The sequence below is a fragment of the Bradyrhizobium sp. B025 genome, assembly GCF_042257955.1.
GTDB classification, from domain to species: Bacteria; Pseudomonadota; Alphaproteobacteria; order Rhizobiales; family Xanthobacteraceae; genus Bradyrhizobium; species Bradyrhizobium diazoefficiens.
In genome coordinates, this window is record NZ_CP170150.1 from 6,231,412 (window position 1) to 6,257,963 (window position 26,552).

The following is a 26,552-nucleotide window of genomic DNA, read 5'->3' on the forward strand; positions in this document are numbered from 1 at the left end:
CGGTGATGATGAATGACGTCGATCCGCATGCCTGGGCGCACACGAACGCCCAAGCGGATCGCGCAGGGCTGCGGCGATGCAGCGGACGGAGTGGTGCATCGTCAATCGTAAGCGCGTGCGGCGGCTCATGCGCCAGATGGGAATAGCGGCGCTCGGGCCGAAGCCGCGCGCGATCCAAGCCGGCGCCTGCACACGAGATATTCCCTACCTGCTACAGGGGCTTTCGATCGAGCGGCCGAACCAGGTCTGGTGCGCGAGCACCACCTACATCGCAATCGGGCGCGGCTTCCTGACTTCTGGCGATCGTGCGATGCATGCCGACGTTCCGCAAGGCTTCGGAGCATCGGCGGTACGCCGAGAATGCGTCGCCTGCTTTCAAAGGCCAGCTGCAGACGGTTTCGCGCGCTATGCTCTGGATGTAGCGGCGGTGGCACCGGCCGATCCGCGAGTTCGCGCCGGCGGCTTCGTAAGGCCGGTTCGCTCGGCAGCCTCAAGAGCCACCTCCGTGTGGCTTCGGCCACCTCCGGCGTCAGGTGCGGGTGTCGACCATCAACGGTCTACATCGGCCTGAGCACGCAGTAGACGTTGTGGGCGATGAAATCCTGCAACACCGGAACGCGGGCAAGCGCGTTGGAGAGAGGCCGGATGAGCGGCAGCTCGATTGCGTTCACGTCGAGGTAGTCTAGCTGCCAGCCCGTGGCGCGGAGGTGCCCCAGGAACTCGGAATAGCGCATCTGGTTCAGGCCCCCGATGATCTCGCGCAGGCGGCGCGCCGGATCGGTCGGCCGGAAGCACTCACGCCGCACCCTGAGTATGGCCCGTTCCGAGAAGAAGACGCCGCGCCACGGAATCTGCAGGCGGAAAAAATACCCCATGTGATCGCCGAAGGGCGAATGGAACAGCGGACCGAAGCCGAGCACGGCGACGCCACTCGGCGCGACAAACTCCTTCATACGCGCGAGGAACTGGCGCGGCGCCTCGATGTGCTCGAAAGCGTCGAAGGAAAGCAGCACGTCGTACTTGTGCGGCGGGTTCCAGGTATGTAGGTCGCAGCATTCGAAGTGCGCGTTGGCGAGCCCCAGGCGCGCCACGTGCGCGCGTGCTGTCTCGATTGCGCGCGGCGTGAAATCGACGCCGGTGATCTGGCCCGCGCCCATGCGCGCGAGCGCGAGCGTGAGCTCGCCGGTGCCGCATCCCATATCGAGGTAGCGCTTCGCTGGATCGGCACTGAGCCGGCCGCCGAAGCGTCGCATCAGCTTGCGCATCTTCGGCATCGCCGCTTCGAAGGTTTGCGCGGTAGCCCCGCCGGCGCGCGAGTTGAGCTCTTCCTCGGTGGCGAGGTTGCGGCGGTGTGCGAGGCCTTTGAGCACCCAATAGTCGAGGGTCTCACCCAACATGAGAGCGTCTTTCGTGGCAGAAAACGATTTCGGTACGAAGCTGCGTCAGAGATCAGGTCAGGTCAAGACCATCTTGGGGGCAGCGATCGACGATCAGTGTTACCGATGTACTCACAAATGGGTAGCCACTCGCCCCCCAGGTGAACTTGATCGAGTGCTTTTATTCCCAACCCTCAAGGCGACGCCGTGCGATGTCCCGGCATGATTCCTCCTCCGACGCGCTGCCGCTCAATCGACAAGAACCACCAGTCGATCGTCAGCGAGAGCGTCACCAGCGGATGGTACATGACGATGATCGCGTCCAGCCGCGAGCGCAGAAGATCGGCCTGTCCGGTGTCGCGTCGTTCCTTCGATTTCATCGTGCCCTCCGATGTCTCCACGGAATCTCTACGCGCGACTCGATCGAATCCTGAAAATGAAATTGCAGGCTTTCGGGCCTTCAAGCGCGAAAAGCTTGCAATCTCAAACCTCGCTGCGCTCCAAAAAGCGACTCCCCACTGATGGCTTGGGAGGTTCTTTATGGCCGACTGATGGAGAGTGAAGATATAGGCGTCTGACTGACCATCCACCTACTCGGCTTGGCCCGGGCGGCAGCAGATCGCAAGATAGTCAGCATAGTTCACGACGTAGGCACCGGGCTGTTCCTGGTGCCCGTGGTCGCACCGGGCCAGCAGAAAGCGTCGGAAGTAAATGTTCGCCAGCAGAGGACTCAGAGGAGAGAGCCTTGCGGGGTCCCTTCTTAGATTGAAGAGCCGAAGAGCCCAGGGTTTTCGTCCAAAAGCGGAAGTGTCATTCTCAGAACACGGCTTTGATTGATCGCCTACGATAGGCCCCCCGGGAAGGAGTCGTTGGTCGAGTGTACGCGCGGTTCAGATCTTGATCCTTTGGTTGAGCCCAGTTGGAACACGTCCTAGCCAGGCTCGAAGCGGGCGTGCCCAGAGGTAGGCCCGCCCCAGGAGCGTCAACGCGCGCACGCCTTGAGCTTCCTGGCGCACGGTGCCGCCGAAGCCTTCCTTGAATCGGTTGATACGCAGCAGATCTTCGTCGTCATGTCCTGCGTACCAGCCGCCGAAGTCATACAGCGTGGCGCCCGCACCTCGGAAATGCTGCATTTCGAGCCAGTGCAGCAGCCGGTTCGCTCGGCCGATCAGGCTGCGGCGTGCCGGCGCCTGGCCTCGGAACAGCGAGGCGGAATGCAGCAGGCGGACACGGCTTCCGATCAGCAGATAGGAATGCCAGACGACGACCTCGCCCTCGTGCAACATCCTGCCCAGGCGCAGCACGCCGGCCCTGGCGGCGGCCCCTAGGTATTCCATGCGCACCGGCGACAGCCCCTTGTCGGCCGCGAACTGCGCGAAGAGGTCGTAGAAGGCCGCTAGCGAGGATGGGTCGGGAGCAGTGGGCGCCCAGAATTCCAGGGCATCCTTGTTCTGGGCGCGGCGGATCTCGTACCGCGTTTCGGACTGCATGTTGGCGAGCAGTTGCTCATCGGACAGCGTGAGATCCACGACGAGCGTGTATTTGGCCGACGGTTGGGTAATCTCCGGAATAGCGAGCCGCTGACACAACCAGGCCACGTCCACGCCGCGCTGGGGGATCGCCTCGTCGAACCAGAATTCCTCGATCCTCGGCCAAGCCCGCAGGACGATGCTCATCGGCGCGCCCTCTTGAAACAATGCTAAGATGTCTTGTTGGCGGCGACTTCAGGGAGCCCGAACTCCCCCACGGGACGAGACGTGTTAGCGAGTGCATTTCCCTCTCTTAGCATCTCGGCAAGCGTTCGATAATATCCCGTTGCAAACAAAATAGCGGCATAAAACACCAAAACGGCAGCAGGCCCGACTATCGCAGCAATTGGCGCCGATGGATTCAGCAGGTCGGCGGAAAAACGTGCCACGAGTGCGCAAACTGCCGATACGCTCCAAATTTTTCCAAGGCTTTTCCAATCCTGCAATCTTGCCACAGGAACGCTCATCACCTTTGAAAGCCTTGTCAGAAAAAGCGCATACACCACGAAAGTGGCCAATACCGAGCCCATAGCCGCACCCGGCAAACCGTAATACCAGACACCGACTAAACTGGATATTACAGCAACGGGCAAAACCGACGCTTCATAACGCAAGAATGTTGAACCTTGTCCGAACACATTCAGCAAGGTGGTGATCTCAACGGAAATCAAGGTCTGAACCAGATAAATGCGCAACACTGGCGAGCCGCTCAAGTACTCCTTCGTAAACAGGAACTGGATAACTTCGTCGGAAAAGGCGAACACCCCCGCAACGGCTGGGTACATGATCGCGCTGACGATCACATTGCCTCGATTGTTTAGGCGCAATAGCTCTTCGTGACGACCAAGTGAATGGAGGTGGCTCATTTTAGGCAGGAGCAAACTCCCCAATACGCTTCTCAGGATTTCAAACGGCATAATGAGCGTAGTTGCAATGGAAAAAATGCCGAACACCGCTGATGAAAACGCCGTAGCCACAATCCATTGCTCGGCCTGCTTCCGGCTGTGGAACAGCAAGCCGGCCACGTTGAATGGAAGAGCATAACGAAGCTGTACACGAAGTTGCTGCTTGTCCAGGGGGAACAGTCGAATACCGCAATAGCGTGCAATGAAATAACCCAAAAGTCCAAGGCGCATGCAGGCAGCAATCAATGTGGCAACCAGCACTTCTTCGAGCCGCTGAAAAATTACTGCTGCGGAAATGATGAGCGCAGCCCTGAGCACAGATGTGACCAGGATAGCTTGTGCCTGCCATCGAATCTGCCCTGCGGCGTTGGGTAACACGTCGAGTAACAAGCCCAAATTCCAGACAAGCAGGAAGAACGCAACCAAAAATCCCTGCTGGTGCAGCAGGTCTTTCATGCTCGAGGGCAGGGCATCGCCAAAGACAAAAATTAAAAGTGCCGCAATCACCGTTATGGCAAGTAATAGCAGCGCCGTCTGCCCGACATAAAGCCGGCGTCCCTCTGAATCCAAACGGACAAAGAAGAAAAGCAAGCTGCGTGGCAACTCGTTGAACAACACGGCCACACTAGTTACAAGCAGCCAGAACAGCCGATATTCGCCGAAGGCTGCGCTGCCGATCGTCCGCACCAGAACGATCGGCGTCAACAGCGTGATGGCCTGTTCGATGTAGCGCGCAGCGGAGAGTGCAATGCCTTGGCGCAATATCGATGCCATGGATCAGCGACCTAGACGCTAGCGGAGGTGGCGGCGATGAAAACAAGGCTGGTCAGAAACATCGGCCGCCCCGTCTTATGCCGCCAGCAGTCAGTCGCCGATGCATCGCCGCGCAGGTCATGGCCCTTGCTTAGGTTAGCACGCCGTTCAGCCGTTGCCATGATGTGCATCACGAACACTCATTGATTATCGATTGAGCTGCAGAGCGTCATCGGAGAAAACATATCAGAGCTCGCGTAGCGCCATTTTGAACAAGTGTAAGCAAAACGGTTAAGAATAGAAGCATCTCGATCGAGTCCACCGGTGCTGAGTGGCTACCCATTCGGGAGTAAGCCGGTAACAATAGTCAATGTTGACACAGACGATGGTCTTGACCGGACCGGACCTTTGATCCGAATTCTTCCTTCACTTGGCAACGGGTCGAGTCCCGAACTGATTTGCGCCCATTCGGCTCGATGGATCAATGGGACGACGGGGCGCGGAACCATCAGTGTAGCGCATGGTGCTCTTCGAGGCCCTGCGCTTTGCAATCTTGTCGTTGGACATTGAAACGGCCCCCGCAGCGCCGAGGGTGTCTCGCACTCCAATGTGAGCGCTAACTCTGGACCCATTCCTGGCATTCGTAACTCTAGCGATAAGCTACCTCGCTCAAGTCGCGCGCCCCCTCCTTTCCGCCACCCGCCGATAAAGGCAAAGATACGCGTTGGTCATCGCGTCGAGCGAGAAGGATGTTTCAATACGCCGACGCCCTTCCGTACCGAATTCGTCAGCAAGCCCACGGTTATTGAGGAGCCTGAGAACACGATCAGTCAAGGCTCCAGCATCGTGACGCGGCACAAGAAATCCCGTCCGTCCTTCGAGGACCAATTCAGGATTGCCCCCATCGTTTGTTGCCACAATAGGCTTACCCAACGCCATGCACTCGGTTATTGCGTTGGAAAAACCCTCCCCACTATTGCTAACGAGAACTCCCACAGTGAATAGATTAGCGATACTTTCTACATCTGTCCGCCGACCTAGAAACTTTATGCGTGGCGAATGTTCTGGTGGGACGCTATCGCGCACTTGCGACAACATTTGCCCTTCGCCGACGGCCACAAAAGTAACATCCTCCCTAACATCGCAAATGCGGCATGCCATTTCGACAAAGGATGCGTAATCTTTTCTTGGCGTGAAGTTAGCAACCATTCCGACAACGTGGGGAGTCGCGATTCCCAACATGCCGCGAAGCTCTGCCTCGCCCGTTAAGTTAGAGACTCTTCCAAGACTGAACCCATTGTGGATACATAGACCTTTGGGCTCGGGAATTTGGTAGGCAGCTAGGCCCGCGCGCGAATTGGCGACAACAATGTCTGAGAATGGGATGGTCATCTTGCCCATCAAGTAGTTTTTATTCCATAGCGGAATATGCGGCGGCGCGTCTCGCACGAAGCCATTAACGAAAGCTGAGCCGCACAGTTTCGCAATCGGAGCTGCATAAATGGAACACATCGGGCTCCAGGAGTGAACGATATCTATTTTCAAATTGGAGACCAGTTCATGCAAACTCTTGAAAAGGCGCAAATCTCTCTTGCCTCTCCGAACGAGCTGAATAACTTGCGCGTGTTCACGCTCAATTTCGTAACGAACCTCCTCCTCGTCCGTAACCGCGACGAATGACTCTATGTCACGGTGAGCGAAAAGTCCCCTCAACAGTTCGACGATCTGTCGTTCCCTGCCTCCGGTGCCCAGAGATTCGGCAAGGTGCAATATACGCATCTCAGCGCTCTCCCGCCTGGACAGATTCCGCCCAAGTCGCAACGAGGTGTTCAGCGCACCCTTCAAGGTCGATGCAAAGCCTTCCCATTTTCGCCTTCACGTCGTCTCAAGTGCGGATCCTCAATGAGGCGCCGATGCGTACATCGATATGACGAGTGCAATGTTCAGAACTCTACACCCGAATGTATCGTTACATCCGCGCTGAGCTTCAACTTTTTAGGGCTACCTATTCATGGCTGTGCAACGGAAGACCGGGATGAGGGGTTGCTGGGTGGGCCTTGATCATGACCGCGCCGAGGCCCTGGTCGAGTGCCGGAGCCAGCCACATGAACGATGCCTATCGCGCCGCTTCTTCGCGCAACTCGGCCTGCCATCCCTCATAGGTCTTGATTGCAATCAACGCTTGAGACTGACTAAGTCATTCGTAAAGTGATGTGCGCGCGATGCTCCCGGTTCGGAGCGCGCCGCGGCTCCAAATGCACCTGCCGAGGGCAAGAAGCCTTACGCCTCGGCTGACTATGAAGTTTTTGTCAGCGAGCTGGTAGCAACTCCAGCCTAACCTAACGCTTCCAGCAGCCAAGCCGGCGAATCTCGTAAGGACGAACGGGAACACGGCATTCGGACCGGACGGCTGCCATGACCGGCTCAGCTCGCAGCAGCATCTGGCCGGCAACGAACCTGACCATGCTCTGACCGCGCTGCTCCTCGGACCGCCGTCTGCGTGCGCAGAATTGCGCGGACCAGCGCGCCAGGGAGGCGGCGGCGCTCTTGAGACCAGAGCAGGGCCTGATTCACGGCACAATCTCCTTCGCGCTACAGGAGGTTGCTTCGCCGCCACCCTCCAGCGACGTTACACATCTCGTGCCTCGATCGCCGTTCGACGTTTCCCGCAGCAGAACGCCCGATCCGCGGTACCGTCATACGGGAGACGACACCAGCAGCTTCCAACAACGCAACCAATATCAGGACCGACGGGTCGCGCGGGAAGCCGAGTGACGGGCCATTGAACGAGACGTATCGAGTCAGGCGTCGGAGTCCGCCGCCGGAGCAGGAAGCGATCTGCTAGGAGCTTCGTGCCTGGGCCGAAACAGCATGGCCACGCTCGTTGCGGCCCGCCTCCCGGCTACACGCGAAAACGGAAGATGTGCCCATAATTGTCACGCAGTTCGGATAGATATCGCCGAACCGCCACTCCAAGTCGGTATGAGACCGATTCTGAATCCGGGAAAGCATCCGGCAGTTCATGATAAACGCAGCGTATATCCGCCGTTCTGCCGGGCGTGATATCGACGATCACTCTAAGACATCCATCGATGTATTCGTGCGCGACGACCTCTTGATTGACTGTAACATTTTTCAAGGAGGCGATCTGTGATTCTTGCTTCACAACTCGGATCCGTCGCGTCATCGCCTCCACGTTTTCGATGCGGACTTGTTCAGCAAACATCTTTACCATGATCGTTCCGCCGTCGGGTCTAATGCTGTAGCTGCGGAAAACAGCGTTCCCGAGAGTCCGCCAACAGAGTTTCCACCGCAAGGATGCAAGCTGTTGGAGAAACTCCGCCAGTTCGCTGCCGTGATCTCGGAAAATGTCGTGATGTCCGGCAACGAAGCATGGCTTTCCCAGGATTCCGTCAAATGCGAAGTTTTCAATGCCGTGGGCGATGTACCGCCGGGTGTAAATCGAGAATCCGCCATACCGGACGATGGCGACACTCCACAGGTCGGCAAGTGTCGTTTCGTTCGACGCGTCATCGGATGGTGCGACTTCCGTGTTCACTGCCGCGACGAAGCCGTTTCGCTTGAGAGCCGACACTGCCTCGGGCGAGAATGCCCCTTGCGGAAAAACCATCACGTTTTCATGATCGAGCGCAGTCTTATTGAGAAGAGACTGCATCCGAGACCTGGCGGTCTTTAATTTTCTGTCGAGCAGTTCGGCTGAACGGGCTGCAAATTCACCACGGGTGTGATCGCAGCCGTGCACGCAGACGGACAGTTTTTCGCGATTTTGCCGAAAGGCGGCAACGGTGTCGCGATTTGTTCGTTGCCAGTTCCATGGAATGAAGGCGACGGTCGTCGCGAGCGTCCGCTCGTTGGCCAGGTGCAGTAGCTCGCCAAAATCGAGTAAGCCGTACCGTGGCCACAGAGGCGGATCGTCGATGATCAGGCACGCGTTTGTTTCGGAGGCGTTCCAGCAGACGTTGCGGAACGACCACTTCAGATACATCACGACTGGCACCGCACCGGCAAAACGCTTCTTCACGTCAAAATAGGTCGCAGCGCGTTCGCGAATGTCCACCATCGCCAGTGACGCATCGGCAAAAAAGCGCACGCCGGAATAAGAAAATCCGGCGAACAGGTGTCCCTCGGGTGCTCCGAGGATGCTCTGCAATTCGCCATCATCCCGGATGACAAGCGCCGCATCCGCAGCGCCAGGCTCCAGTTGGATCCGCAGGGCCGACATTGGACCGCACATGTCTGGAAAAGCATCAGTGACCGAAACGGTCATTGGCCACGCGTCGATGCCGCGGATGTCGGCCTGCGGGTCTCCCGTGATCTGGCGCAGCAGAGCCCTGCAGGAATCCGCAGCTAGAAATCCATAGACGAACACGGAAGCGGCTGCCGCCAACCAATCCGGCAACGTTCCGGCCCTGCGAGGCTGCATGGTTTCGGCGAGGCAGGCCGCGGAAGTCAGGATGGAGAACCGCGGATGACTTGCCGTCAGCGAGGCTACATAGCCTCCGTTCGCTTCGCTGACTGTCAGCGCCTTCCATGGAATTCCGAAAAACTCGAGCATTTCCGCCAGGTTGCAATCGTCGGACGATGGAACGTCGCTGCGGAGCAGAAGCGCGATCGAAGAGCCTGTGTCCATGGCGTCAGCGTTCCTTCGTAGGGTGTCGCATCATCCTTCGACAAGGCCACCGGGTATCCTGCGGATCGTCCGCGACCTCGAGATTGTGTTCCTCTTTAGGCAGTCCTATACGAAAGGTCGCCAAGTTTCCACTGAAGGGCGTAGGCGCAATGGCTCTGTCGGACAACATATCTGCGGTAGGCGGTGCGGCGGGCGCGGTTCTTATCATCGTCGAAAACCTGCCGGTTCCGGTCGATCGCCGAGTCTGGCAGGAGGCCACAGCGCTGCACCAAGCTGGTTACACCGTTTCGGTTATTTGTCCGAAAGGAAGGGGATATGACAAGGCATACGAGCAAATAGACGGTGTGCACATCTACCGCCATCCACGTGGTGTGGAGGGCTCGGGCGCCGTGACTTATCTTCTCGAATATACTGTCGCCCTTTTTTGGGAGTTCGTTCTCTCGTTGAAGGTGGCGCACCGGCATGGATTTGACATTCTTCATGCCTGCAATCCGCCGGACTTGATCTTTTTGATCGCGATTTTTTACAAGGTCTTCCTTGGCAAGAAATTTCTGTTTGACCAGCATGATCCCGTGCCAGAACTCTATGCGGTCAAGTTCGGCCGCAAGGATTTCTTTTATCGTCTCCAGCTCCGGCTTGAACGCTGGACGTTTCGATTGGCCGACGCGAGCCTCGCGACAAACCCTACCCTGAAGCAGCAGGCCGTGGAGCGAGGCGGGATCGCGCCAGAAAGGATCTGGCTCGTCAGAAGCGTCCCCGACCTCGAGCGCTTCTGGCAGGTCAAGCCCGATCCCTCGGTCAGGAAGGCCTTTCGATATCTCGTCGGCTATGTGGGAATGATTGCCGAGCAGGACGGTGTAGACCTGCTGGTCGAGGCGATGGAGCACATCGTCAAGCGGCTGCATCGAACCGATATCGCCTGCCTGATCATCGGCGACGGCCCGGAAGTGGGCCAGCTCAGGATGCTCGCAGGCAAACTCGGGATCGCCGACAATATCGAATTTGCCGGTTACATTTCGGGCGATGCGCTGCCCGCCAAATTGGCGGCTTGCGATATCGGCGTCGTTCCGGACCCGCCCAGTGCCGCCAACGTGACGATGTCGATGATCAAGGTCTTTGAATACATGGCCGTCGGGTTGCCGTTCGTCCTGTTCGACTTGGCGCAGGCGAGGCTTGATGCTGGCGACGCTGGTCTGGTGGCGGCGCAGCCGACGCCGCAGGCGCTGGGCGAAAGAATCGTGGCGCTGCTTGAGGACGAGGGTGCGCGCGAGCGTATGCGCAGCTACGGCAGGGAGCGTGCTCGCAGCGAATTTCAGTGGGAGGTCGCAAAACGTTCCCTCCTCGCCGCCTATGCGAGCCTGGTACCGAGGCACCCACGATGAGATAGTGCGGCCTGCGCAACGCCGCCGCCAATCGTCGACGCCTACCGAACATTTGTGCCAGATGGATGCGCCCAACTACTTCCTTGCCGCAGAATAGGGTTCAGCTTGAACGGAATCTGCAGTGAGGAGAGATCCCCCCACGCACCTCGTGGAGCGCCAAAACTCCCGGCGCCTCTTTCCAGATTTGTCAAAGTAACACTCTCCTTTTGGATTTCGAATTTCAGAATTGGCCAGTCCGCCAGATTCTTCAGCCCTTCCCGCCCCCGGCGCTGAGCTTGGTCGGGGGGTAGTACCCCAAAAGAGCACCGATCATAATCCGTGTTCTTCAGCAGCGCGCACGCCCCGTCGGCTATCTTGAATGAACGCACAATTAGGTCTTCAACCAAGGAGCCAACATGGCGAATTCTGAGGGGGACGCGCGACTTCAGACCACGAAAGATGGTCCGTCGCTCGCCGTCATCGGTTGCGGCTACTGGGGTTCGAAGCACATCCGTGTCAGCTGCGATATACGCGACGCACGGATGTCGATGGCCGTCGATCCACGCCCTGACAGATTGGAATATATCCGTTCGCAGTATCCTTCTGTCGCCGTTTCGCGTGATATCGGCGCAGTGCTGAACAACCCTTCTATAGACGGTGTCATTGTCGCCACTCCTGTGGAAACGCACTTTGAATTGGCGCGAGCGGTGCTCCAGGCCGGAAAGCACGCGCTCGTCGAAAAGCCGTTGGCCATGACGAGCGCGCAATGCCGCGAATTGAATGCGATTGCCGAACAGAGCAAGCGCGTGCTGATGGTCGGGCACACGTTCGAGTATCACCCGGCGGTCGGCGTCATGCGCCAGATGATCCAGAGCGGCTCTCTGGGCGAGCTCTACTACATTGACTCGCGGCGCCTAAATCTCGGTCTCTACCGGCAGGACGCCAATGTCCTTTGGGATTTGGCCCCACACGACCTCTCGATCATCTTCTGCTTGCTGGAGGAGGTGCCGCAAACCATCGGCGCCTGGGGTTGCGCGCACGTTCTGCCCAACGTTGAGGATGTTGTTTACGCCAAGATGGGCTTCAAGAGCGGACCGACGGCCCATGTGCACGTTTCCTGGTTGGACCCGGTCAAGGTGCGCCAGATCACGATCGTCGGAAGCGATGCGATGCTGGTGTTCGACGACGTGCAGCCGTCCGAGAAAGTGCGCGTATACCAGAAGCGATTCAGGCCGCGGATTGACGGCGACTCCTACGCCGACTTCCAGTCGGCCTATCATCATGGCGACGTTCATATACCCGCGATATCCAGCAGCGAACCGCTGAAGCTCGAGGTACTCGACTTCGTCAATGCGATCATGACCGGGGAACGGCCGCGTGCGGACGCAATGCACGGGCTGCGCGTTGTCGAGGCGCTCGAGGAGGCATCGGTGTGTCTACGGCTCAAGCAAAAGCACCGCAGCAACGGTAAGGAGCAACGGATATTTCGGCGGCGGAACATGCCGGCGGGAGGTCCCGAAATTGCCGTCGCATGAAGCCACGCGACGGAAGGCGACCCCTCGGGAATTAGCCAAGCGGGCGCTCGACGTCGCGATCAGCGTTGTCGCGATTGTGCCGCTGGCTCTCGTCTTCGTCGTGGTGTGGATAGCAATCCATCTCGACAGTCCCGGGCCAGCGCTCTTTCGCCAACGTCGGATCGGACGCGACGAGAAGCCGTTCACCTGCTTCAAATTCCGGACGCTCCGCCACAACGCCGACGAAAACGTCCATCGCGAGGCGATCCGGCGGTTTTGGGCGAATGAACCCCTCTCGGACGACCCCGATGCCCCATACAAGCTGACAGACGATCCTCGCGTGACGCGCGTGGGACGGTGGCTGCGGAGAACCAGCCTCGACGAGCTGCCTCAACTCCTCAACGTATTGCGGGGCGAAATGAGCATTGTCGGTCCACGGCCGGCGATTCCTTATGAACTCGAACACTTCCGCGACTGGCACCATATACGTCACATTGTGAAGCCCGGAATAACCGGAATTTGCCAGGTACGCGCTCGGGGTCGTGTCAGCGCCGAGGTGATGCTCGAGATGGACGTCGACTATGCAATGAACTGGACCTTATGGACCGACCTGAAGTTGATTGCCCTGACGTTTCCCGCGGTGCTGCGGGGGCACGGTGCCCGCTGACGTTCTCAAGACACAAAGACGGATTCTCGTGAGGTTCGAAAATGCAAATTCCGTTTGTCGATCTTAGAGCGCAATATGAGACGATAAAGGACGAGGTGGCCGAAGCAATTCGGGGGGTTCTCAACTCCGCGCAGTTTATAGGCGGCGAGGCGCTTGCCTCGTTCGAAAGAGATTTCGCCGCGTATTGCCAGGTGCGCCATGCGCGCGGCGTGGCGAACGGCACGGACGCGATTCATCTGGCGCTACGGGCCTTGGGTATTGGTCGTGGCGACGAGGTGATTACAACCGCCCATACCTTCATCGCAACTGCGGCCGCCACCGCGGCGACGGGAGCGCGCCCCGTGTTTGTCGATATCGATCCGGAGACCTACACGATCGATCCCAAGATGATCGAGCGCGCCGTAACGGATCGTACAAAAGCGATTATCGCAGTCCACCTCTTCGGACAGCCGGCTGACATGGGTCCAATCAAGGACATCGCGCGGCGGCGCGGGCTCTATGTAGTGGAAGACGCGGCCCAGGCGCACGGGGCGGAATATCAGGGGGTCCGAACCGGGGCGCTCGGCGACGTCGCATGTTTCTCGTTCTATCCGGCGAAGAACCTCGGGGCCTATGGCGACGGGGGAGCGATCACCACCAACAGTGCCGCGATCGCCGAGCGGATAGAACGATTGCGTGACCACGGTCGAACCACCCACTACAGCCACGCCGAGATCGGGTTCAACAGCCGGCTCGACGCTCTGCAGGCGGCAATCCTGCAGATCAAGCTCCGGCGTCTGGATGAATGGAACGCCAATCGGCGGCGCGCTGCGGAGTGGTACGCGGCGGAGTTGGCGCAATCGGGGATCAAGACGCCGTTCGTTCGAAAGGGGTCGACGCACGTCTACCATTTGTATGTGATCACCACGAACGAGCGGGACGCAATGCGGATCAAGCTCGACGAGGCCGGCGTGGCAACCGGGATCCACTATCCGTTGCCGCTCCACCTACAGCCTGCTCTCGCTCATCTCGGCTACAGGCAGGGCGACTTGCCGTGCTGCGAAGCGATGGCCGCTCGATCATTGTCCCTGCCCATGTTTCCCGAGCTCACACGCGACGCGGTGCGCCATGTCGCCGCGATTGCGTGCACTGCGGCCGAGCGCGACGGTCACAAGAACTTGCAGCGGAAGTCGACGTATTCGTTCGCCGCGCTACAGGCCGATGTCGGGAAGGAGTGGTGATGAATCGAATCAGCGCATGGGCGGTGGTCGAGACCGAGGCCATCGGTGCGGCCGTGACGATCGCCGAGTTCGCCGTGCTGCGGCCTGGTGTTACGATTGGCAACGGGGTGGTCATTCACCCGCATGTCGTGATTGAGAGCGGCGCCAGAATCGGCGACAATGTCGAGATCTTTCCGGGAGCCTATATCGGCAAGGCGCCCAAAGGTGCCGGCGCGTTGTCGCGCCCGCCGCATTTCGAGGCGTGGGTCGATATCGGCGCCGATTGTTCTATCGGACCGCACGCGGTGATTTTCTACGACGTCTCGCTCGGCGCGGGGACCCTGGTCGGGGATGGCGCCTCGATCCGTGAACAATCGCGGATCGGCTCGAAGACCGTCATCGGACGTTACGTCACGGTCAACTACAATACGCGAATTGGCGATCGAGTCCGGGTGCAGGATCATACCTGGCTGGCGGGCAATATGACGATCGAAGACGACGTGTTCATTTCGGGCTGCGTCGGCACTTCGAACGACAATGCGATCGGCCGCAACGGCTACGACGGTTCGCCCATGCTCGGGCCCCATATCGCACGCGGCGCGGCAATCGGCCTGGGAGCCAACCTGCTGCCAGGCGTCAGAATCGGCGCTGGCGCCGTCGTCGGCGCCGGCGCCGTGGTGACGAAGGACGTGCCCGACGGTGCGCTCGTGATGGGCGTTCCGGCGGGGATCCGACGACGGCTCAGCGGAGTTAGCGACGCAGACCGGTGACTCGATGGCAGTTCGTGCCAAGCGTCGAGGGAAACACCAATCGTGAGAATCCTCTGTGTCACCAACATGTATCCGAGTCCGCAGAGGCCGGGCTCCGGAGCCTTCGTGTGCCAGCAGGTGGAGCAGCTGCGCCGGTTTGGCCACACGGTCGACGTCATCGATATTCTCGGATCCCAGTCCAAGATGAATTACCTGAGGTGCACTCTTGATGTCGTGCGAATGACGAGCGCGGTGGCATACGACATCGTCCATGCGCATTACGGTTATTCGGCATATCCTGCAATGTTTCGATTGCGGGCGCCGCTCGTCATTACGCTGCACGGGACCGACGTAATTGGACAGAGCATCTTTGAAAGGCTGAGCACGCGGGCTGTGTCGCGTTTCGCCGATGCCGTCATAGTCGTTTCGGAGGAGCTGCGGAGACGGATTCCGGGAATCGTGATTCCCTGCGGGGTCGACCTCGGCGTATTCAAGCCGTACGATCGCGATAAAGCACGAGCACGGCTGGGATGGCCGAAAGACAAGCATATCGTTCTGTTTCCATTTGATCCGGCGCGCCCTGAGAAGAGATATGATCTGGCAAGAGCGTCAGTCGAGCGACTTGTGCAGGAAGGCGTCGACGCGGAGTTGACGACGGTTGTCAATGTGCCGAACGGCGAAATGCCGTGGTGCTACAGCGCGGCCGACGCCCTGCTTCTCTGCTCGGATTATGAGGGGTCGCCGACCTCTATCAAGGAAGCTCTCGCGTGCAATCGTCCGGTGGTGGCGACGGACGTCGGCGACGTTGGCGAGCTGTTAAACGGCATCGCCGGAACGCGGATCTGTCCGCAGGAGGCCGGGACGATTGCCCGCAACCTTCGAGAGGTTTTTGACTGGTCGCGGAGCAGCGAGTTCCGGGGGCGGGCGGCAATGGCGAGGTACGACCAGGCGCTCACCGTGGAAAAGATCGTCGGGGTCTATGACGACGTTCTCTCCAACTTCAAGGCAAGGACGGTGGACAGACGTTTGCTGCGGAGCGGATGACGACAATGCGACGGCTGGACCTTCACCGACCAGCGGAGCGAGTGGCATTGCTGCGCAGACTAACGCCATGCTCGTGGGAGGCACCCTGGGCGTAATTCTGAGCCTGGTCCACAAGGCGCACGGCTTCGTTCGAGCAGGTAACAGGTAAATGGGCTTCGGTTCGCAAAGGAACGCCGCCGCCAGCCTCACTTTCGAGGGCGCACACTTGGTCCGCCATTGTTCTCCTCGATGAACTGAATACCTCCTTTTCGAGGGCGGCGCGTATCTTTTGCGCGGTTGCCTCTCAGTTCGCGATCGACCGACTCCAGCGAGCGATCGTGGGCGGAACGGAAATTCTGGCGCTGCGTCCAAGTGGCAAGCCCCCTCGCCTCTTCGGCATTGAGCCGTCATCCGCAAGCAGGTCGGTGAGCGCGATCGCAGACCATCTGAGGTTTGTGACCGCTCAGCTCTGCCTCGTCTGCGGCCGAACCACTTCTGATTCCCACCTCAAGTTTGCGGAGCAGCGGGCGATGGGCCGCAAGGTGAGCGAGCTCTTCACCGTACCCATCTCGGTTGCGTGTTGTGGCCCAACTGCAAAATGACGAAACGGACTCAATTCCTCGGCCAGAGGCACGATGACCTCCTTTCGGCAAATCGAGGCCGATCGGCGCTGGGCTGATCGCAGAGACTGTGATCGATGGGCTTGAGGAAGCCGAAGACTACGCGGCGCTCGAAGGGGCCATAACAGCCGACTACGACACGCAATCCGCTGTTGAACGAGAACTCGTGCTCCGACTGGCAAGCCTGTTGTGGAGGCTCCGCCGTGCCGCCGCGATCGAGAGTGGCCTGTTCAAGATTCAGCTTCGAAAGCGGCAACAGGCCCAAGGACCGCCAAAAGATCTTCGAGGGTAATGTACCTATCGAACACGGGATACAGCAGCACCAGGATGAGCTCGCGACCGGGGTAGAGGCCGAGTTAGTTCCGAAAGAAGCGCGCAAGCGATTCCGAGCAGTTGGATGCCCGCAAATCGCTTCCAACGGTCGTGCGCGAACGGCCTTTGACTCCGAGTTCGCGTGCGTAGCGAAGCATCGCGCAGACAGCGACCCTTGTTGCTCCAGCAGCGATAGCAAAGCTGGTCGAGCTCAGCGTTCACGCCATGAAGGCGAAGGAACAGAGCCAAGGCTCGAACGGCGATTGGCCCGCGGCAGTGCGAGATCGAGAAACCCTATTGGAAAGCTGTTCGATGGAGGCTCGAATTCGGAGGTACCTATAAGTGGGTAAATGATCAGCAGTTGCTTGTGTGAATCTCGTCGACTAAACAAAATTGCTCAATCGTCTCATATTCTGCAAAGGCGCCGCTTTACCCTGAGTTTCTACTCACAACGATTCTGAAGATGAACATTGGCGACCGACCGCGTACGGAAAAGCCATCGGAAATGTGCGGTCAATTCTCCAGGGCGAGCAGTGTCTTTCTGATGGGGAGTTAGAATGAAGCAGGTTCTCAAGGACAGCGCGATCGAATTGGCTCGTTGGTCTGGGCTAATGCCGACCTTCCGCAGGATCTTTGCTGGTAGGGCAGCTATCCTAATGTTCCATGAGATCCAACAAGATTGTCGCTCGGAATTGATGACCGGGACTTCAGTCGCCCTTCTTGAATATTCCCTCAATTGGCTGCGGCAAGAAGGGTGGGAGATTGTCAGTTTCGAAACATGTCTTGAGCGATTGGCCACTGGTCCCGGACCGGGCCGCTATGCGGTGCTTACCTTCGACGATGGCTACCAAGACAATGTCGCGACCGCGCTTCCAATCCTCGAGCGACACAACGCCCCATTCATGGTGTACGTTCCCACTGGCGCCCTAACTCGAACGTTGCAATCGTGGTGGCTGGGTTTGCGCGAAATATTTCGCATTGGAGACACGGTTACGATCGATGCGATGGGCATGCGTTTTCACTGTCCCGAGTTTCGCGAAAAGATGTTGGGCTTATGCAAGGTAACCGAGTGGATTCACCAGGATTATAACCGGGTTGCAATGCTCGCCCCAACGTTGAACAGGGCGGGAATATCGCTATCGGCTTTGAATGATGCATATTTCCTGAATGAACGCGAGCTTCAAATTCTGGCGCGGCATCCTCTCGTGTCAATTGGCGGGCACACCGCTTCGCATGCGGCACTGTCGTCTCTGGATGTTCTTTCAGCGCGAGCCGAAATGGCGGATAACCGCTACTATCTGGAGCAATTGCTGCAGCTTCCGGTTCGGCACTTCGCTTTTCCTTACGGCAACTCTAGAGCATGTGGCCCTCGGGAAGCACATCTCGCGAAGGAAGTAGGCTTTTCGACCGCAGTAACAACGCGGCATGGGCAAGTATCCGATCGCAAATCAGATCATTTTGCACTTCCTCGCGTCGGCGTTGGGGGGCAATTCGATACGAGAGCTAGGTTCGAGGCTCGCATGAGCGGCATTCAATCGACGGCTCACATGCTGCGTTCATTATGGATGGACCAGCCAACTTTTTAGGGCGGCACGGGCCCCGAAAAAGTGCACACACGCCGATCACGCGCTCGTCGTCGCTCGCGACCTCTCCACGACAACGAGCCATTCAGTCTTGTCCGATTGGTAGGCAAATAGTGCATCATTTCAGCGCCATACGTCGGGCAGTGGTCCCGTATACGTATGTATATCGTCACACTTTGAAATTTTTTTCGCCACACTTCCTAATTAACCATCCGGCCCAGCAGTAGGGGGGCCAGGTTCCAAATTTCCCGCTGCTTTGAAATAGGTCTGCCGTGCTTTGCGCTGCGGGCGTGCGCTGTGTCTCGCGCCTTCGCGAGGCGCGGCACAAATGTGTTCGCTTGCTGCGAGCATGCAATAGGTCGCGCGCCTTCACGATGCGCGGCAGCGGAATTCTCTTGTCAACGTCAAAGACAAACAACTCTGTAACTCGATGGAGATCCTGCAATTGGATACGACCGGCACAATCACCAATTTTTCGACGACGCCGCAATCGCACTTTCAGATCGGTGGCGACGGGTATGAAGTTCAGGGTGCGGGCCAGAGCTGGAGCCTGGCCAATCCTGATCCACAAACTCTGCGCTTACAAGTCCGACCGGGTGATCAAGCCTGGTACGATGCTGGACACCCTGTTGATCGCGACGACGTTGCACTAGATCCGACTATTCCGGTCGGTACGCCTATCAGCATAGATTATCAGTTCATGGTGGAGCCAAATGGGCCCAATGGGACATTTGTAAACACCGCATCATGGTTCACCACCGCAGAAATGAACGGCTACCCGGCCGTTTCCTCGCCTCCATTCGAGATCGGTCTCGTCGGCAATCAACTGCATGTAATGGCTAGATACTGCCCCGCGGGTCAGACCCCCACTAGCAGCAATATGACGCAGATGACGCTCTGGACCGACCCCAATCCAATACAACCTGGCCAGTATAACGATATCAGAATATCGGCCAATGTATCGGATAACAGTAGCGGGTATTTGCAAGTCTGGGTGAATGGCACTCAGGTTGTAGACTATCATGGCGCCTTGGGCTATGGGACCCCCACCTATTGGGAGTACGGACTCTATCGAAACGCGGGCCCATCCGAGACCGTTACGGCCGATTTTCGAAATATGACGCTGGTCACCGGATCGCAGGCGGTCGGCTGGACGGGTGTGGGCGGCACCTCCTCGCCCACCACCCCAACGGTGACACCGGCGGTGACTCAGGCCACGGCCTCTCCGGGAACGGGCATCGAGCATGCCGGAGATATCATCACCCTGTCGCTTGCCTTCAACGAGGCCGTGACGGTGACGGGCACGCCGACGCTGTCGCTCAACGACGGCAATATCGCCACCTATGCAGGTGGCTCGGGCACCAGCACGCTCACCTTCAAAACGACAGTTGCGTCGACCGACACGAACACCTCGGCGCTCGCCATCACCGGCGTCAATCTTCCGAGCGGTGCGGGCATCAAGGACGCGAGCGGTGTCGCTGCCAATCTTGCTGGCGCGGTGAAGACATTCACCGGCCTCCAGATCGATCCGGTCTTGCCGGCGGTGACGCAGGCCACGGCCTCGCCTGGAACAGGCACTGAGCACGTGGGAGACACGATCACGTTGGCGCTCGGCTTCAACGAGGCCGTGACGGTGACGGGTACACCCACGGTGTCGCTCAATGACGGCGGCACGGCCACCTATGTCGGTGGTTCGGGCACGGGTACGCTCACCTTCAAGACAACCGTCGCATCGACCAACACCGGCACCTCGGCGCTCGCCATCACCGGCGTGAACCTGCCGAGCGGTGCGGCCATCAAGGACGCGAGCGGTGTCGCTGCCAATCTTGCTGGCGCCGTGAAGACGTTCTCCGGTCTGCAGATCGACCCGACGTCATCGACACCGACGTCGCCAACGTCGCCAACGACGCCGACGTCACCGCCGACCCCAGCCGCGGCCACGCCTGTCCTCACGATCGCGGACGACTCGCTCTGGGTGGCCGGGAGAGGTGGTACCGTCGATCTCGGGACGAAGGTGACAACGACCGATTCCAACGACCTCGTGACCGTGAACATCACGGGGCTGCCGAAATATGAATCGATCACCGATAAGCTCGACGGCCGGACGTTCCAGGGAAAGGACATCACGTTGACGGCCGCGCAGGTCGACAGCGGTCTGACGCTGACCTCGACCTACAGGGGCGGGGGTCATCCGGTTGCGACACTTACGCTGACGGCAAGTGCGAAGGATCCGTCAACCGGTGCGGTTGCGACGGCTTCGCCGCAGACCATCACCGTAACGGATCCTCGACCTGCGACGGTCACGACCACGACAACGTCGTCGCACGACCACCACACCGCGATGGATCATCAGCCTGTTGCCACCACGACGGCCGCGACCCCGACGATCTCGCAGACGCTCGAGTCTACGGATCATCAGCAGACGGCCGCTGCAAACACGGGGTTCTTGGCAAGCCGGGGCTTTGCGCTGCTCCAGCAGCATTTTGACCCGGCCGCCAGCACCCTGGCAACGACCGCTGCCCATCCGGCCAATCAGGCAGATCATCCGGTTGCGATCGGCACCGCGATGGCGTCGTTCGCAAGCCAGAGCTTTGCGCTGCTGAGCCAGTACCTGGCCGCTCACACCGGCCAGGTGGATCCCGGTCAGATCGTGGCGGCTGTGTCGCAGGCGACCGGTTGGGGGCACGATTCGTTGCTGGCCCGACCGCAACACTAAGGCCGAGCCGCACCCAGGCTCAGCGCCTGGGTGCGGCCCCGTCAATGTTTGGGAATGCATGAGAAGGAACATCGAACGCGGCCGGTAGCCGCGAAGGGTTGAGTATTAAATGGCGATCCAGAATGGAAATGCCCATGCCGCAGATCTCGGGCTTCGATCCCTGGCTCTGTTCCTGCGCCTTCATGGCGTGAACGCGGAGCCCGACCAGCTCCGCGACCATTGCGGGGAAAGCGCAATCGGCATCCGTGCGATGCTTCGCTGCGCCCGCGATTTCGGACTGAAGGTCGGTTCGCGCACGACACATTGGAAACAGCTCGCAGGCATCAGCCTTCCCGGAATCGCAGCGCTGCGTGATGGCGGATTTCTGCTGCTCGGGAAGGTCGAGGACGACGCCGCGCTCGTGCTGCATCCGACCTCGCCACATCCGAAGTTGATGCCGCGTGCGGAATTTGAAGAAATCTGGGACGGCCGCTTGCTCCTGGCCGGATCTCAAAGCCTCGCCGATCGGGCGCAGCATGCCTTTGCCGGTCTGATTGCGCGCGGGCGTGACCTGGTTGCGCTCGCCGGCGATGCTCTGGCGTCTGCACGCTCCGCCGAACGTAGCGATATGCCCGTCCAGGAGTCGAGTCCTGAACCTACGGATGGCGATGAGTCGGGGCTCATTGCGATGGCGATATTGCTGCGGTGCCATGGCATTGCGGCCGACCCGGAGCAAATACGCCATCGCATGGGCACCTCGCGGATCGGTGTGACCGAAATCCTACGCTGTAGCAGGGAATTCGGGCTCAAGGCCAGGGCACAGCGGTCGAGCTGGAATAGGCTTGCGGTCACGCCGTTGCCGGCAATAGCTGCGCTGCGCGATGGCAGCTTCCTGATCCTGGGCAAGGTCGTCGACGACCGGCTTCTCGTTCAGCGTCCATTGGCTTCCCGCCCCGAATCCATGACGCAGGCCGAACTCGAGGCCGTCTGGGACGGCGACATCATCCTGATGACCCGGCGTGCGGCCCTGACGGATCTCTCCAGGCGATTCGATATCGGCTGGTTTCTCGGTGCGGTCCACAAGTATCGCCGTCTTCTCGGCGAAGTGCTGATCGCGTCGTTTTTCCTTCAGGTCTTTGCCCTCGTCGCCCCGCTGTTCTTCCAGGTCGTCATCGACAAGGTACTCGTGCATCGAAGCATCAGCACGCTCGACGTCCTGGTCGCGGGTCTGGTCGCGTTGACGTTGTTCGAGACCGTTCTCGGCACGTTGCGCGTCCACCTGTTCGCGCACACGACGAACCGCATCGACGTCGAGCTCGGCGCCCGGCTGTTTCGTCACCTGTTGGCGTTGCCGATCGCATATTTCCAGACACGCCGCGTCGGCGATTCGGTCGCGCGCGTTCGCGAGCTTGAGAACATCCGCCAGTTCCTGACGAGCTCGGCGCTCACCCTTGTCGTCGATCTTTTGTTCACCGTCGTCTTCCTTGCGGTCATGTTCTACTACTCGACGGCGTTGACGTGGATCGTTCTGGCGTCGTTCCCATTCTACATCGGAATTTCCGCCGGCGCCGCGCCGCTGTTTCGCCGGCGACTCGATGAGAAGTTCAATCGCGGCTCGGAGAACCAGGCCTTCCTGGTCGAAAGCGTCACGGGCGTTGAGACGCTGAAGGCGATGGCAGTTGAGCCCCAGATGCAACGCCGCTGGGAGGAGCAGCTCGCCGGCTATGTGGGGGCGAGTTTCCGCGTACTCAGCCTGAACAATACGGCGAGCCAGGCGGTCCAGATGATCAACAAGCTGGTCACGGCCGCAACGCTCTACTTCGGCGCCAGGTTCGTGATCGGCGGCGACCTGACCGTCGGAGAGCTGGTGGCGTTCAACATGCTGGCGACGCGGGTAAGCATGCCGGTGCTTCGGCTCGCGCAGATATGGCAGGATTTCCATCAGGCCCGGCTGTCAGTCGATCGTCTCGGCGACATTCTCAACACCATTCCGGAGCCAAGCTTCAGCTCGGCCCGCGCCGCGCTGCCGCCGATCCGCGGCAAGGTCGTATTCGAGCACGCGACCTTCCGCTACCGCGTCGACGGCCCCGAGGTGCTGCACGATGTGTCCTTCGGCATCGAGCCCGGCCAGGTCATCGGTATCGTTGGTTCTTCGGGCTCGGGCAAGAGCACCATCGGCAAGCTGATCCAGCGTCTCTACGTGCCGGAGAGCGGACGCGTGCTGGTCGACGGCGTCGACCTCGCGACGGTCGACCTGACCTGGCTTCGGCGCCAGATCGGCGTGGTCTTGCAGGAGAACGTGCTCTTCAATCGCTCGATCCGCGAGAACATTGCACTCGCCGACCCGGCCATGCCCATGGAGCGCGTCATCGAGGCGGCATCACTCGCCGGCGCTCACGACTTCATCCTGGAGCTGCCCGAGGGCTACGACACCATCGTGGGCGAGCGCGGCAGCAGTCTGTCCGGCGGGCAGCGCCAGCGTGTCGCGATCGCTCGCGCGCTCATTACCAACCCCCGCATCCTTATCCTCGACGAGGCGACCAGTGCGCTCGACTACGAAAGCGAGCGCGCCATCCAGCAGAACATGAAAAGGATTTCCGCCGGCCGGACCGTCATCGTCATCGCTCATCGGCTCTCTACCGTGCGCAATGCGAACCGGATCATCACTCTCGAGCATGGCCGCATCGTCGAGGACGGCAGCCATGATGAACTCATTCGCTCGAACGGGCGCTACGCAAATCTCCACTATCTGCAGGCCGGTATCCATGACGTCCGCTAACCGGAATATCGTTCCGTTTCCGAGAGCCGAGGTTCGACGGCGCGAGCATGAAATTGCATTTCTGCCCGCGGCGCTCGAGATCACCGAATCGCCGCCGTCGCCGATCGGTCGCGCGATCGGGGCAAGCATTATCGCCGTCTTTTGCGTCGCGCTGTTGTGGGCATCATTGGGCAGCGTCGACATCGTCGCCACGGCGACGGGCAAGATCGTGCCTGGCGGACGCACCAAGCTGATCCAGCCGTTCGAGACCGGCGTTGTCCGCGCCATTCACGTGCGTGATGGACAGAGCGTCAAGGCCGGCGACGTTCTGATCGAACTCGACCCGACGATGACGGAAGCCGATCAGGAGCGCCAGAGAAGTGATCTCGTTGCGGCCGAACTCGACGTCGCGCGGCTGCGAGCAGCCCTCACCGGCGATCCGCTTGCCGCCTTCCGACCGCCGCAGGGCGCGAGTGCCGCGGAGATCGAGATGCATCGCCAGTTTCTGATCAGCCAGCGCGCCGAGCAGAGTGCCAAGCTCGCGGAGATCGAGCGCCAGCAAGGCCAGAAGGAAGCGGAGCGGGCGACCACATCGGCCAGCGTGGCGAAGCTCCAGGCGACGATACCGGTGCTGCAGGAGCGGGTCGACATTCGCAAGGGTCTCGTCGACAAGGCCCTGGCTTCGAAGGTGGTCTATCTCTCCGAATATCAGGAGCTGGTCGGCCTTCAGCAGGATCTGGTCCTCCAGCAGAGCCGGCTCGGCGAGGCCGACGCCGCCATCGCCTTGCTGAAGGAAACGAAAGAAAGGACTGCCGCGGAGTATCGGCGTGCCACCTATGACGCACTCGCCAAAGCCGAGCAGAAGGCGGCGAGCGCCGCGCAGGAGGTGGTCAAGGCGGAGCGGCGCACGAAGCTCCAGCATCTGACTGCGCCGGTCGACGGCGTCGTGCAGCAACTCGCCGTTCATACGGTGGGAGGCGTGGTGACGCCGGCACAGGCGCTGGCCATCGTGGTCCCAAGCGAGAGTCAGCTCGAGATCGAGGCCATGCTCTCCAACCGCGACATCGGCTTCGTCCATCCCGGACAGAAGGCGGAGATCAAGATCGATACGTTCAACTTCACGCGCTATGGGCTCCTGCATGGGGACGTGCTCAGCGTGTCGACCGACGCCATCACGCGGGACAGGCAGGGCGGACCGAACGACCGCGCGTCGGGCACGGCGCAGGGCAGCAGCGAGCCGAAAGGCCAGGAGCTGGAATATGCGGCGCGCATTTCGCTCGACCGCACGCACATGCAGGTGGAGGACAAACTCGTCAAGCTCGGTCCCGGCATGGCGGTGACGGTCGAGATCAAGACCGGCGCACGCAGGATCATCAGCTACCTTCTCTCGCCGCTGGCGAGATACAAGCAGGAGGCGCTGCGGGAGCGATAGACGAAGCGGAGCATCATCGATGAGCATGCAGGTAACTGGAAGGCGGCCATTGGGAGCGGAGCAAGTGCGCGGCATCCGTCAATCCGACCACGGCCGTGTCAGAGACTGCCATAGTGGACCCATGATCGACGTCAAGCGGGACCGCGCACCGTATCCCGTAATCGGCATCGCCTGATCCGGTTTGGACGCTTGACCCGCGCTAGTCGACTGACGAGCGGCGTTGGACTTGAACGGTCCAATCCGGAGTATTTTGCGGATGCCCTGGATCGCAATACGGGGCCACACCATCAGGAAAGGCAGAGGGTCATCCCAGCTGAACCAGGCGAACTCCTTGCGACCTTTGAATGATTGCAACCAGGCACGGGCCGACAGCTCGCTTCGCCTGGCATAGTTCACGCTCGCACGGAGATCCTCCGGTTCCAAGACGAAAACGCGTCCGTCGACCTGTTTCGAGCGTCGCACGGTCTGTCCGGTAAGGTCACGGTACAGTGCTCTCGCGACGTCCAGGCCATTGTCGTCCACGAACACGCGAAACTGGGCTCCGATGCGCGGATTGAAGTCCAGAAGCTTGTACTTTTGATCTCGCTCGTCGAAGCGAAAGTCCAAATCCATGATGCCCGCATAGGATATAGCCTTGAGCAAAGTCTGGGCGTGATGGAGCAGAATGTCATTGGTTATGGATCTGCCCAATGTAGTCATTCCGGCGTAGGGCGGATGGGATCGCAGTTTAATTCCCGTGAAGCCCGCCAAGCAATCCGACGCGCCATTGCAGTAGCCGTGGAAGAACCAGTCGGCTCCAGGAGGAATGTATTCTTGAAGCAGGAGGTTCGGATTCTGGGAGCTGCCCACCCGATGCCAGACATCGACAAGCTCCTGCTCCGAGTGGACAATTGACACCCTCAGCTTCGGATGGAGCCATCCCGCTACCGGTTTGACAACAATCGGGAATCTCGCGGATGCTGCAAATTCGTGCACATCTGAGATCGATGTGGGGCACTGCGTGTTCGGACAGGGCACGTTTATTTGACAGCAGAGCGCGTGCAGCATCTGCTTGTTCGCAAGTCTACGCGGCGTGCCGATCGATATATGGGGAAATACGAACCACTGCCGCAGCGTTGCCGACTCTTCGGCGACCAAGATGGCAGCCAGATCATCGGTGGGAATGAGAATGGTGGGCTTGTTGAGCTTTCTGCCAATGCTGACCAAAGCTTCAAGCAGCTGCGGTCTTGGTAAATTACCCGCATGCCAGACAAAACTGCCTGCCAAGTATCTTGAAAACCCCGCTGGGGTCAGGTGATCCTCTGCAACCGTGTATACGGGTATACCTAGCCTTCCCAGGCTCCGGATGATGCCAAGCTGCCCGTGGTGAATAGCATAGCTCCCGGTCTTCAGGATAAGCACGGGGGTGGGAGCGGTCATGGGCGA

The 26,552-nt window shown here is 59.6% G+C and carries 18 protein-coding genes; 11 read left to right on the forward strand and 7 right to left on the reverse strand.

Annotated elements, in window-relative coordinates; translation table 11 throughout:
- Nucleotides 1–76: 76 nt before the first annotated feature.
- Nucleotides 77–571 (forward strand): IS3 family transposase, encoded by a 495-nt coding sequence (locus ACE10W_RS29390; RefSeq protein ID WP_110116890.1) that lies wholly within the window; start codon nucleotides 77–79, stop codon nucleotides 569–571.
- Here the strand turns inward: ACE10W_RS29390 and ACE10W_RS29395 are convergent.
- The 6 genes from ACE10W_RS29395 to ACE10W_RS29420 all read right to left on the reverse strand — a co-directional run bounded on the left by ACE10W_RS29395 (nucleotide 558) and on the right by ACE10W_RS29420 (nucleotide 9,214).
- Nucleotides 558–1,397: a bifunctional 2-polyprenyl-6-hydroxyphenol methylase/3-demethylubiquinol 3-O-methyltransferase UbiG gene (locus tag ACE10W_RS29395; protein ID WP_110116891.1), complete on the reverse strand. Its 840-nt coding sequence runs from the start codon at nucleotides 1,395–1,397 to the stop codon at nucleotides 558–560. The two genes, ACE10W_RS29390 and ACE10W_RS29395, sit on opposite strands and share 14 nt — an antisense overlap.
- A gap of 173 nt (nucleotides 1,398–1,570) precedes the next feature.
- The gene (locus ACE10W_RS29400) at nucleotides 1,571–1,756 is read right to left on the reverse strand and encodes a hypothetical protein (protein ID WP_304564122.1); all 186 of its coding nucleotides are present in this window, start codon (nucleotides 1,754–1,756) and stop codon (nucleotides 1,571–1,573) included.
- A 510-nt stretch (nucleotides 1,757–2,266) separates the two neighbouring features.
- Entirely contained in the window at nucleotides 2,267–3,052 is a 786-nt protein-coding gene (locus ACE10W_RS29405) for a GNAT family N-acetyltransferase (RefSeq protein WP_162603715.1), read from the reverse strand.
- Between the two features lie 23 nt (nucleotides 3,053–3,075).
- Nucleotides 3,076–4,584 carry a lipopolysaccharide biosynthesis protein gene (locus ACE10W_RS29410; protein ID WP_162603716.1) on the reverse strand — a complete coding sequence of 503 codons (1,509 nt, stop codon included), beginning with the start codon at nucleotides 4,582–4,584 and terminating at the stop codon, nucleotides 3,076–3,078.
- A 648-nt stretch (nucleotides 4,585–5,232) separates the two neighbouring features.
- The gene (locus tag ACE10W_RS29415; RefSeq protein ID WP_304564121.1) at nucleotides 5,233–6,342 is read right to left on the reverse strand and encodes a glycosyltransferase; all 1,110 of its coding nucleotides are present in this window, start codon (nucleotides 6,340–6,342) and stop codon (nucleotides 5,233–5,235) included.
- 1,123 nt (nucleotides 6,343–7,465) lie between these two features.
- The gene (locus ACE10W_RS29420) at nucleotides 7,466–9,214 is read right to left on the reverse strand and encodes a hypothetical protein (RefSeq protein ID WP_110116896.1); all 1,749 of its coding nucleotides are present in this window, start codon (nucleotides 9,212–9,214) and stop codon (nucleotides 7,466–7,468) included.
- A gap of 149 nt (nucleotides 9,215–9,363) precedes the next feature.
- Here ACE10W_RS29420 and ACE10W_RS29425 point away from each other — a divergent pair, with 149 nt between their 5' ends.
- The 10 genes from ACE10W_RS29425 (at nucleotide 9,364) to ACE10W_RS29470 (ending at nucleotide 25,127) form a co-directional block, all read left to right on the forward strand.
- Complete coding sequence (locus tag ACE10W_RS29425; RefSeq protein WP_110116897.1) at nucleotides 9,364–10,596, forward strand: glycosyltransferase family 4 protein; 1,233 nt, start codon at nucleotides 9,364–9,366, stop codon at nucleotides 10,594–10,596.
- A 395-nt stretch (nucleotides 10,597–10,991) separates the two neighbouring features.
- A complete protein-coding gene (locus ACE10W_RS29430) occupies nucleotides 10,992–12,110 on the forward strand; it encodes a Gfo/Idh/MocA family protein (RefSeq protein WP_110116898.1) in 1,119 nt (372 codons plus the stop codon).
- Nucleotides 12,097–12,756, forward strand: coding sequence for a sugar transferase (locus ACE10W_RS29435; protein WP_110116899.1), 660 nt, complete (start codon nucleotides 12,097–12,099; stop codon nucleotides 12,754–12,756). The genes ACE10W_RS29430 and ACE10W_RS29435 overlap by 14 nt, the downstream gene beginning before the upstream one ends.
- 41 nt (nucleotides 12,757–12,797) lie before the next feature.
- Entirely contained in the window at nucleotides 12,798–13,976 is a 1,179-nt protein-coding gene (locus ACE10W_RS29440) for a DegT/DnrJ/EryC1/StrS aminotransferase family protein (RefSeq protein ID WP_110116900.1), read from the forward strand.
- Nucleotides 13,976–14,725: a DapH/DapD/GlmU-related protein gene (locus ACE10W_RS29445; protein WP_110116901.1), complete on the forward strand. Its 750-nt coding sequence runs from the start codon at nucleotides 13,976–13,978 to the stop codon at nucleotides 14,723–14,725. The genes ACE10W_RS29440 and ACE10W_RS29445 overlap by 1 nt, the downstream gene beginning before the upstream one ends.
- Before the next feature lie 105 nt (nucleotides 14,726–14,830).
- On the forward strand, nucleotides 14,831–15,748 hold the full coding sequence (locus tag ACE10W_RS29450; protein ID WP_162603718.1) for a glycosyltransferase: 918 nt from the start codon (nucleotides 14,831–14,833) through the stop codon (nucleotides 15,746–15,748).
- 1,468 nt (nucleotides 15,749–17,216) lie between these two features.
- On the forward strand, nucleotides 17,217–18,245 hold the full coding sequence (locus ACE10W_RS29455) for a polysaccharide deacetylase family protein (protein WP_110116905.1): 1,029 nt from the start codon (nucleotides 17,217–17,219) through the stop codon (nucleotides 18,243–18,245).
- A gap of 442 nt (nucleotides 18,246–18,687) precedes the next feature.
- A complete protein-coding gene (locus tag ACE10W_RS29460; protein WP_304564120.1) occupies nucleotides 18,688–20,958 on the forward strand; it encodes a heparin lyase I family protein in 2,271 nt (756 codons plus the stop codon).
- A 109-nt stretch (nucleotides 20,959–21,067) separates the two neighbouring features.
- Nucleotides 21,068–23,716, forward strand: a complete 2,649-nt coding sequence (locus ACE10W_RS29465; RefSeq protein WP_110116906.1) for a type I secretion system permease/ATPase — start codon at nucleotides 21,068–21,070, stop codon at nucleotides 23,714–23,716.
- Nucleotides 23,703–25,127, forward strand: a complete 1,425-nt coding sequence (locus tag ACE10W_RS29470; protein ID WP_162603720.1) for an HlyD family type I secretion periplasmic adaptor subunit — start codon at nucleotides 23,703–23,705, stop codon at nucleotides 25,125–25,127. Before ACE10W_RS29465 ends, ACE10W_RS29470 begins: the two co-directional genes overlap by 14 nt.
- Nucleotides 25,128–25,205: 78 nt before the next feature.
- Here the strand turns inward: ACE10W_RS29470 and ACE10W_RS29475 are convergent, their stop codons facing one another.
- Nucleotides 25,206–26,546 (reverse strand): carboxylate--amine ligase, encoded by a 1,341-nt coding sequence (locus tag ACE10W_RS29475; RefSeq protein WP_110116907.1) that lies wholly within the window; start codon nucleotides 26,544–26,546, stop codon nucleotides 25,206–25,208.
- Between the last annotated feature and the right edge of the window lie 6 nt (nucleotides 26,547–26,552).

What these genes read in the sequence shown, in the direction of transcription:
- ACE10W_RS29405 (WP_162603715.1), bottom strand. Translation starts at nt 3,052, where the DNA reads ATGAGCATCGTCCTGCGGGCTTGGCCGAGGATCGAGGAATTCTGGTTC.
- ACE10W_RS29425 (WP_110116897.1), top strand. Translation starts at nt 9,364, where the DNA reads ATGGCTCTGTCGGACAACATATCTGCGGTAGGCGGTGCGGCGGGCGCG.
- ACE10W_RS29395 (WP_110116891.1), bottom strand. Translation starts at nt 1,397, where the DNA reads ATGTTGGGTGAGACCCTCGACTATTGGGTGCTCAAAGGCCTCGCACAC.
- ACE10W_RS29400 (WP_304564122.1), bottom strand. Translation starts at nt 1,756, where the DNA reads ATGAAATCGAAGGAACGACGCGACACCGGACAGGCCGATCTTCTGCGC.
- ACE10W_RS29430 (WP_110116898.1), top strand. Translation starts at nt 10,992, where the DNA reads ATGGCGAATTCTGAGGGGGACGCGCGACTTCAGACCACGAAAGATGGT.
- ACE10W_RS29465 (WP_110116906.1), top strand. Translation starts at nt 21,068, where the DNA reads ATGGCGATCCAGAATGGAAATGCCCATGCCGCAGATCTCGGGCTTCGA.
- ACE10W_RS29475 (WP_110116907.1), bottom strand. Translation starts at nt 26,546, where the DNA reads ATGACCGCTCCCACCCCCGTGCTTATCCTGAAGACCGGGAGCTATGCT.
- ACE10W_RS29415 (WP_304564121.1), bottom strand. Translation starts at nt 6,342, where the DNA reads ATGCGTATATTGCACCTTGCCGAATCTCTGGGCACCGGAGGCAGGGAA.
- ACE10W_RS29420 (WP_110116896.1), bottom strand. Translation starts at nt 9,214, where the DNA reads ATGGACACAGGCTCTTCGATCGCGCTTCTGCTCCGCAGCGACGTTCCA.
- ACE10W_RS29470 (WP_162603720.1), top strand. Translation starts at nt 23,703, where the DNA reads ATGACGTCCGCTAACCGGAATATCGTTCCGTTTCCGAGAGCCGAGGTT.
- ACE10W_RS29410 (WP_162603716.1), bottom strand. Translation starts at nt 4,584, where the DNA reads ATGGCATCGATATTGCGCCAAGGCATTGCACTCTCCGCTGCGCGCTAC.
- ACE10W_RS29455 (WP_110116905.1), top strand. Translation starts at nt 17,217, where the DNA reads ATGAAGCAGGTTCTCAAGGACAGCGCGATCGAATTGGCTCGTTGGTCT.
- ACE10W_RS29390 (WP_110116890.1), top strand. Translation starts at nt 77, where the DNA reads ATGCAGCGGACGGAGTGGTGCATCGTCAATCGTAAGCGCGTGCGGCGG.
- ACE10W_RS29445 (WP_110116901.1), top strand. Translation starts at nt 13,976, where the DNA reads ATGAATCGAATCAGCGCATGGGCGGTGGTCGAGACCGAGGCCATCGGT.
- ACE10W_RS29440 (WP_110116900.1), top strand. Translation starts at nt 12,798, where the DNA reads ATGCAAATTCCGTTTGTCGATCTTAGAGCGCAATATGAGACGATAAAG.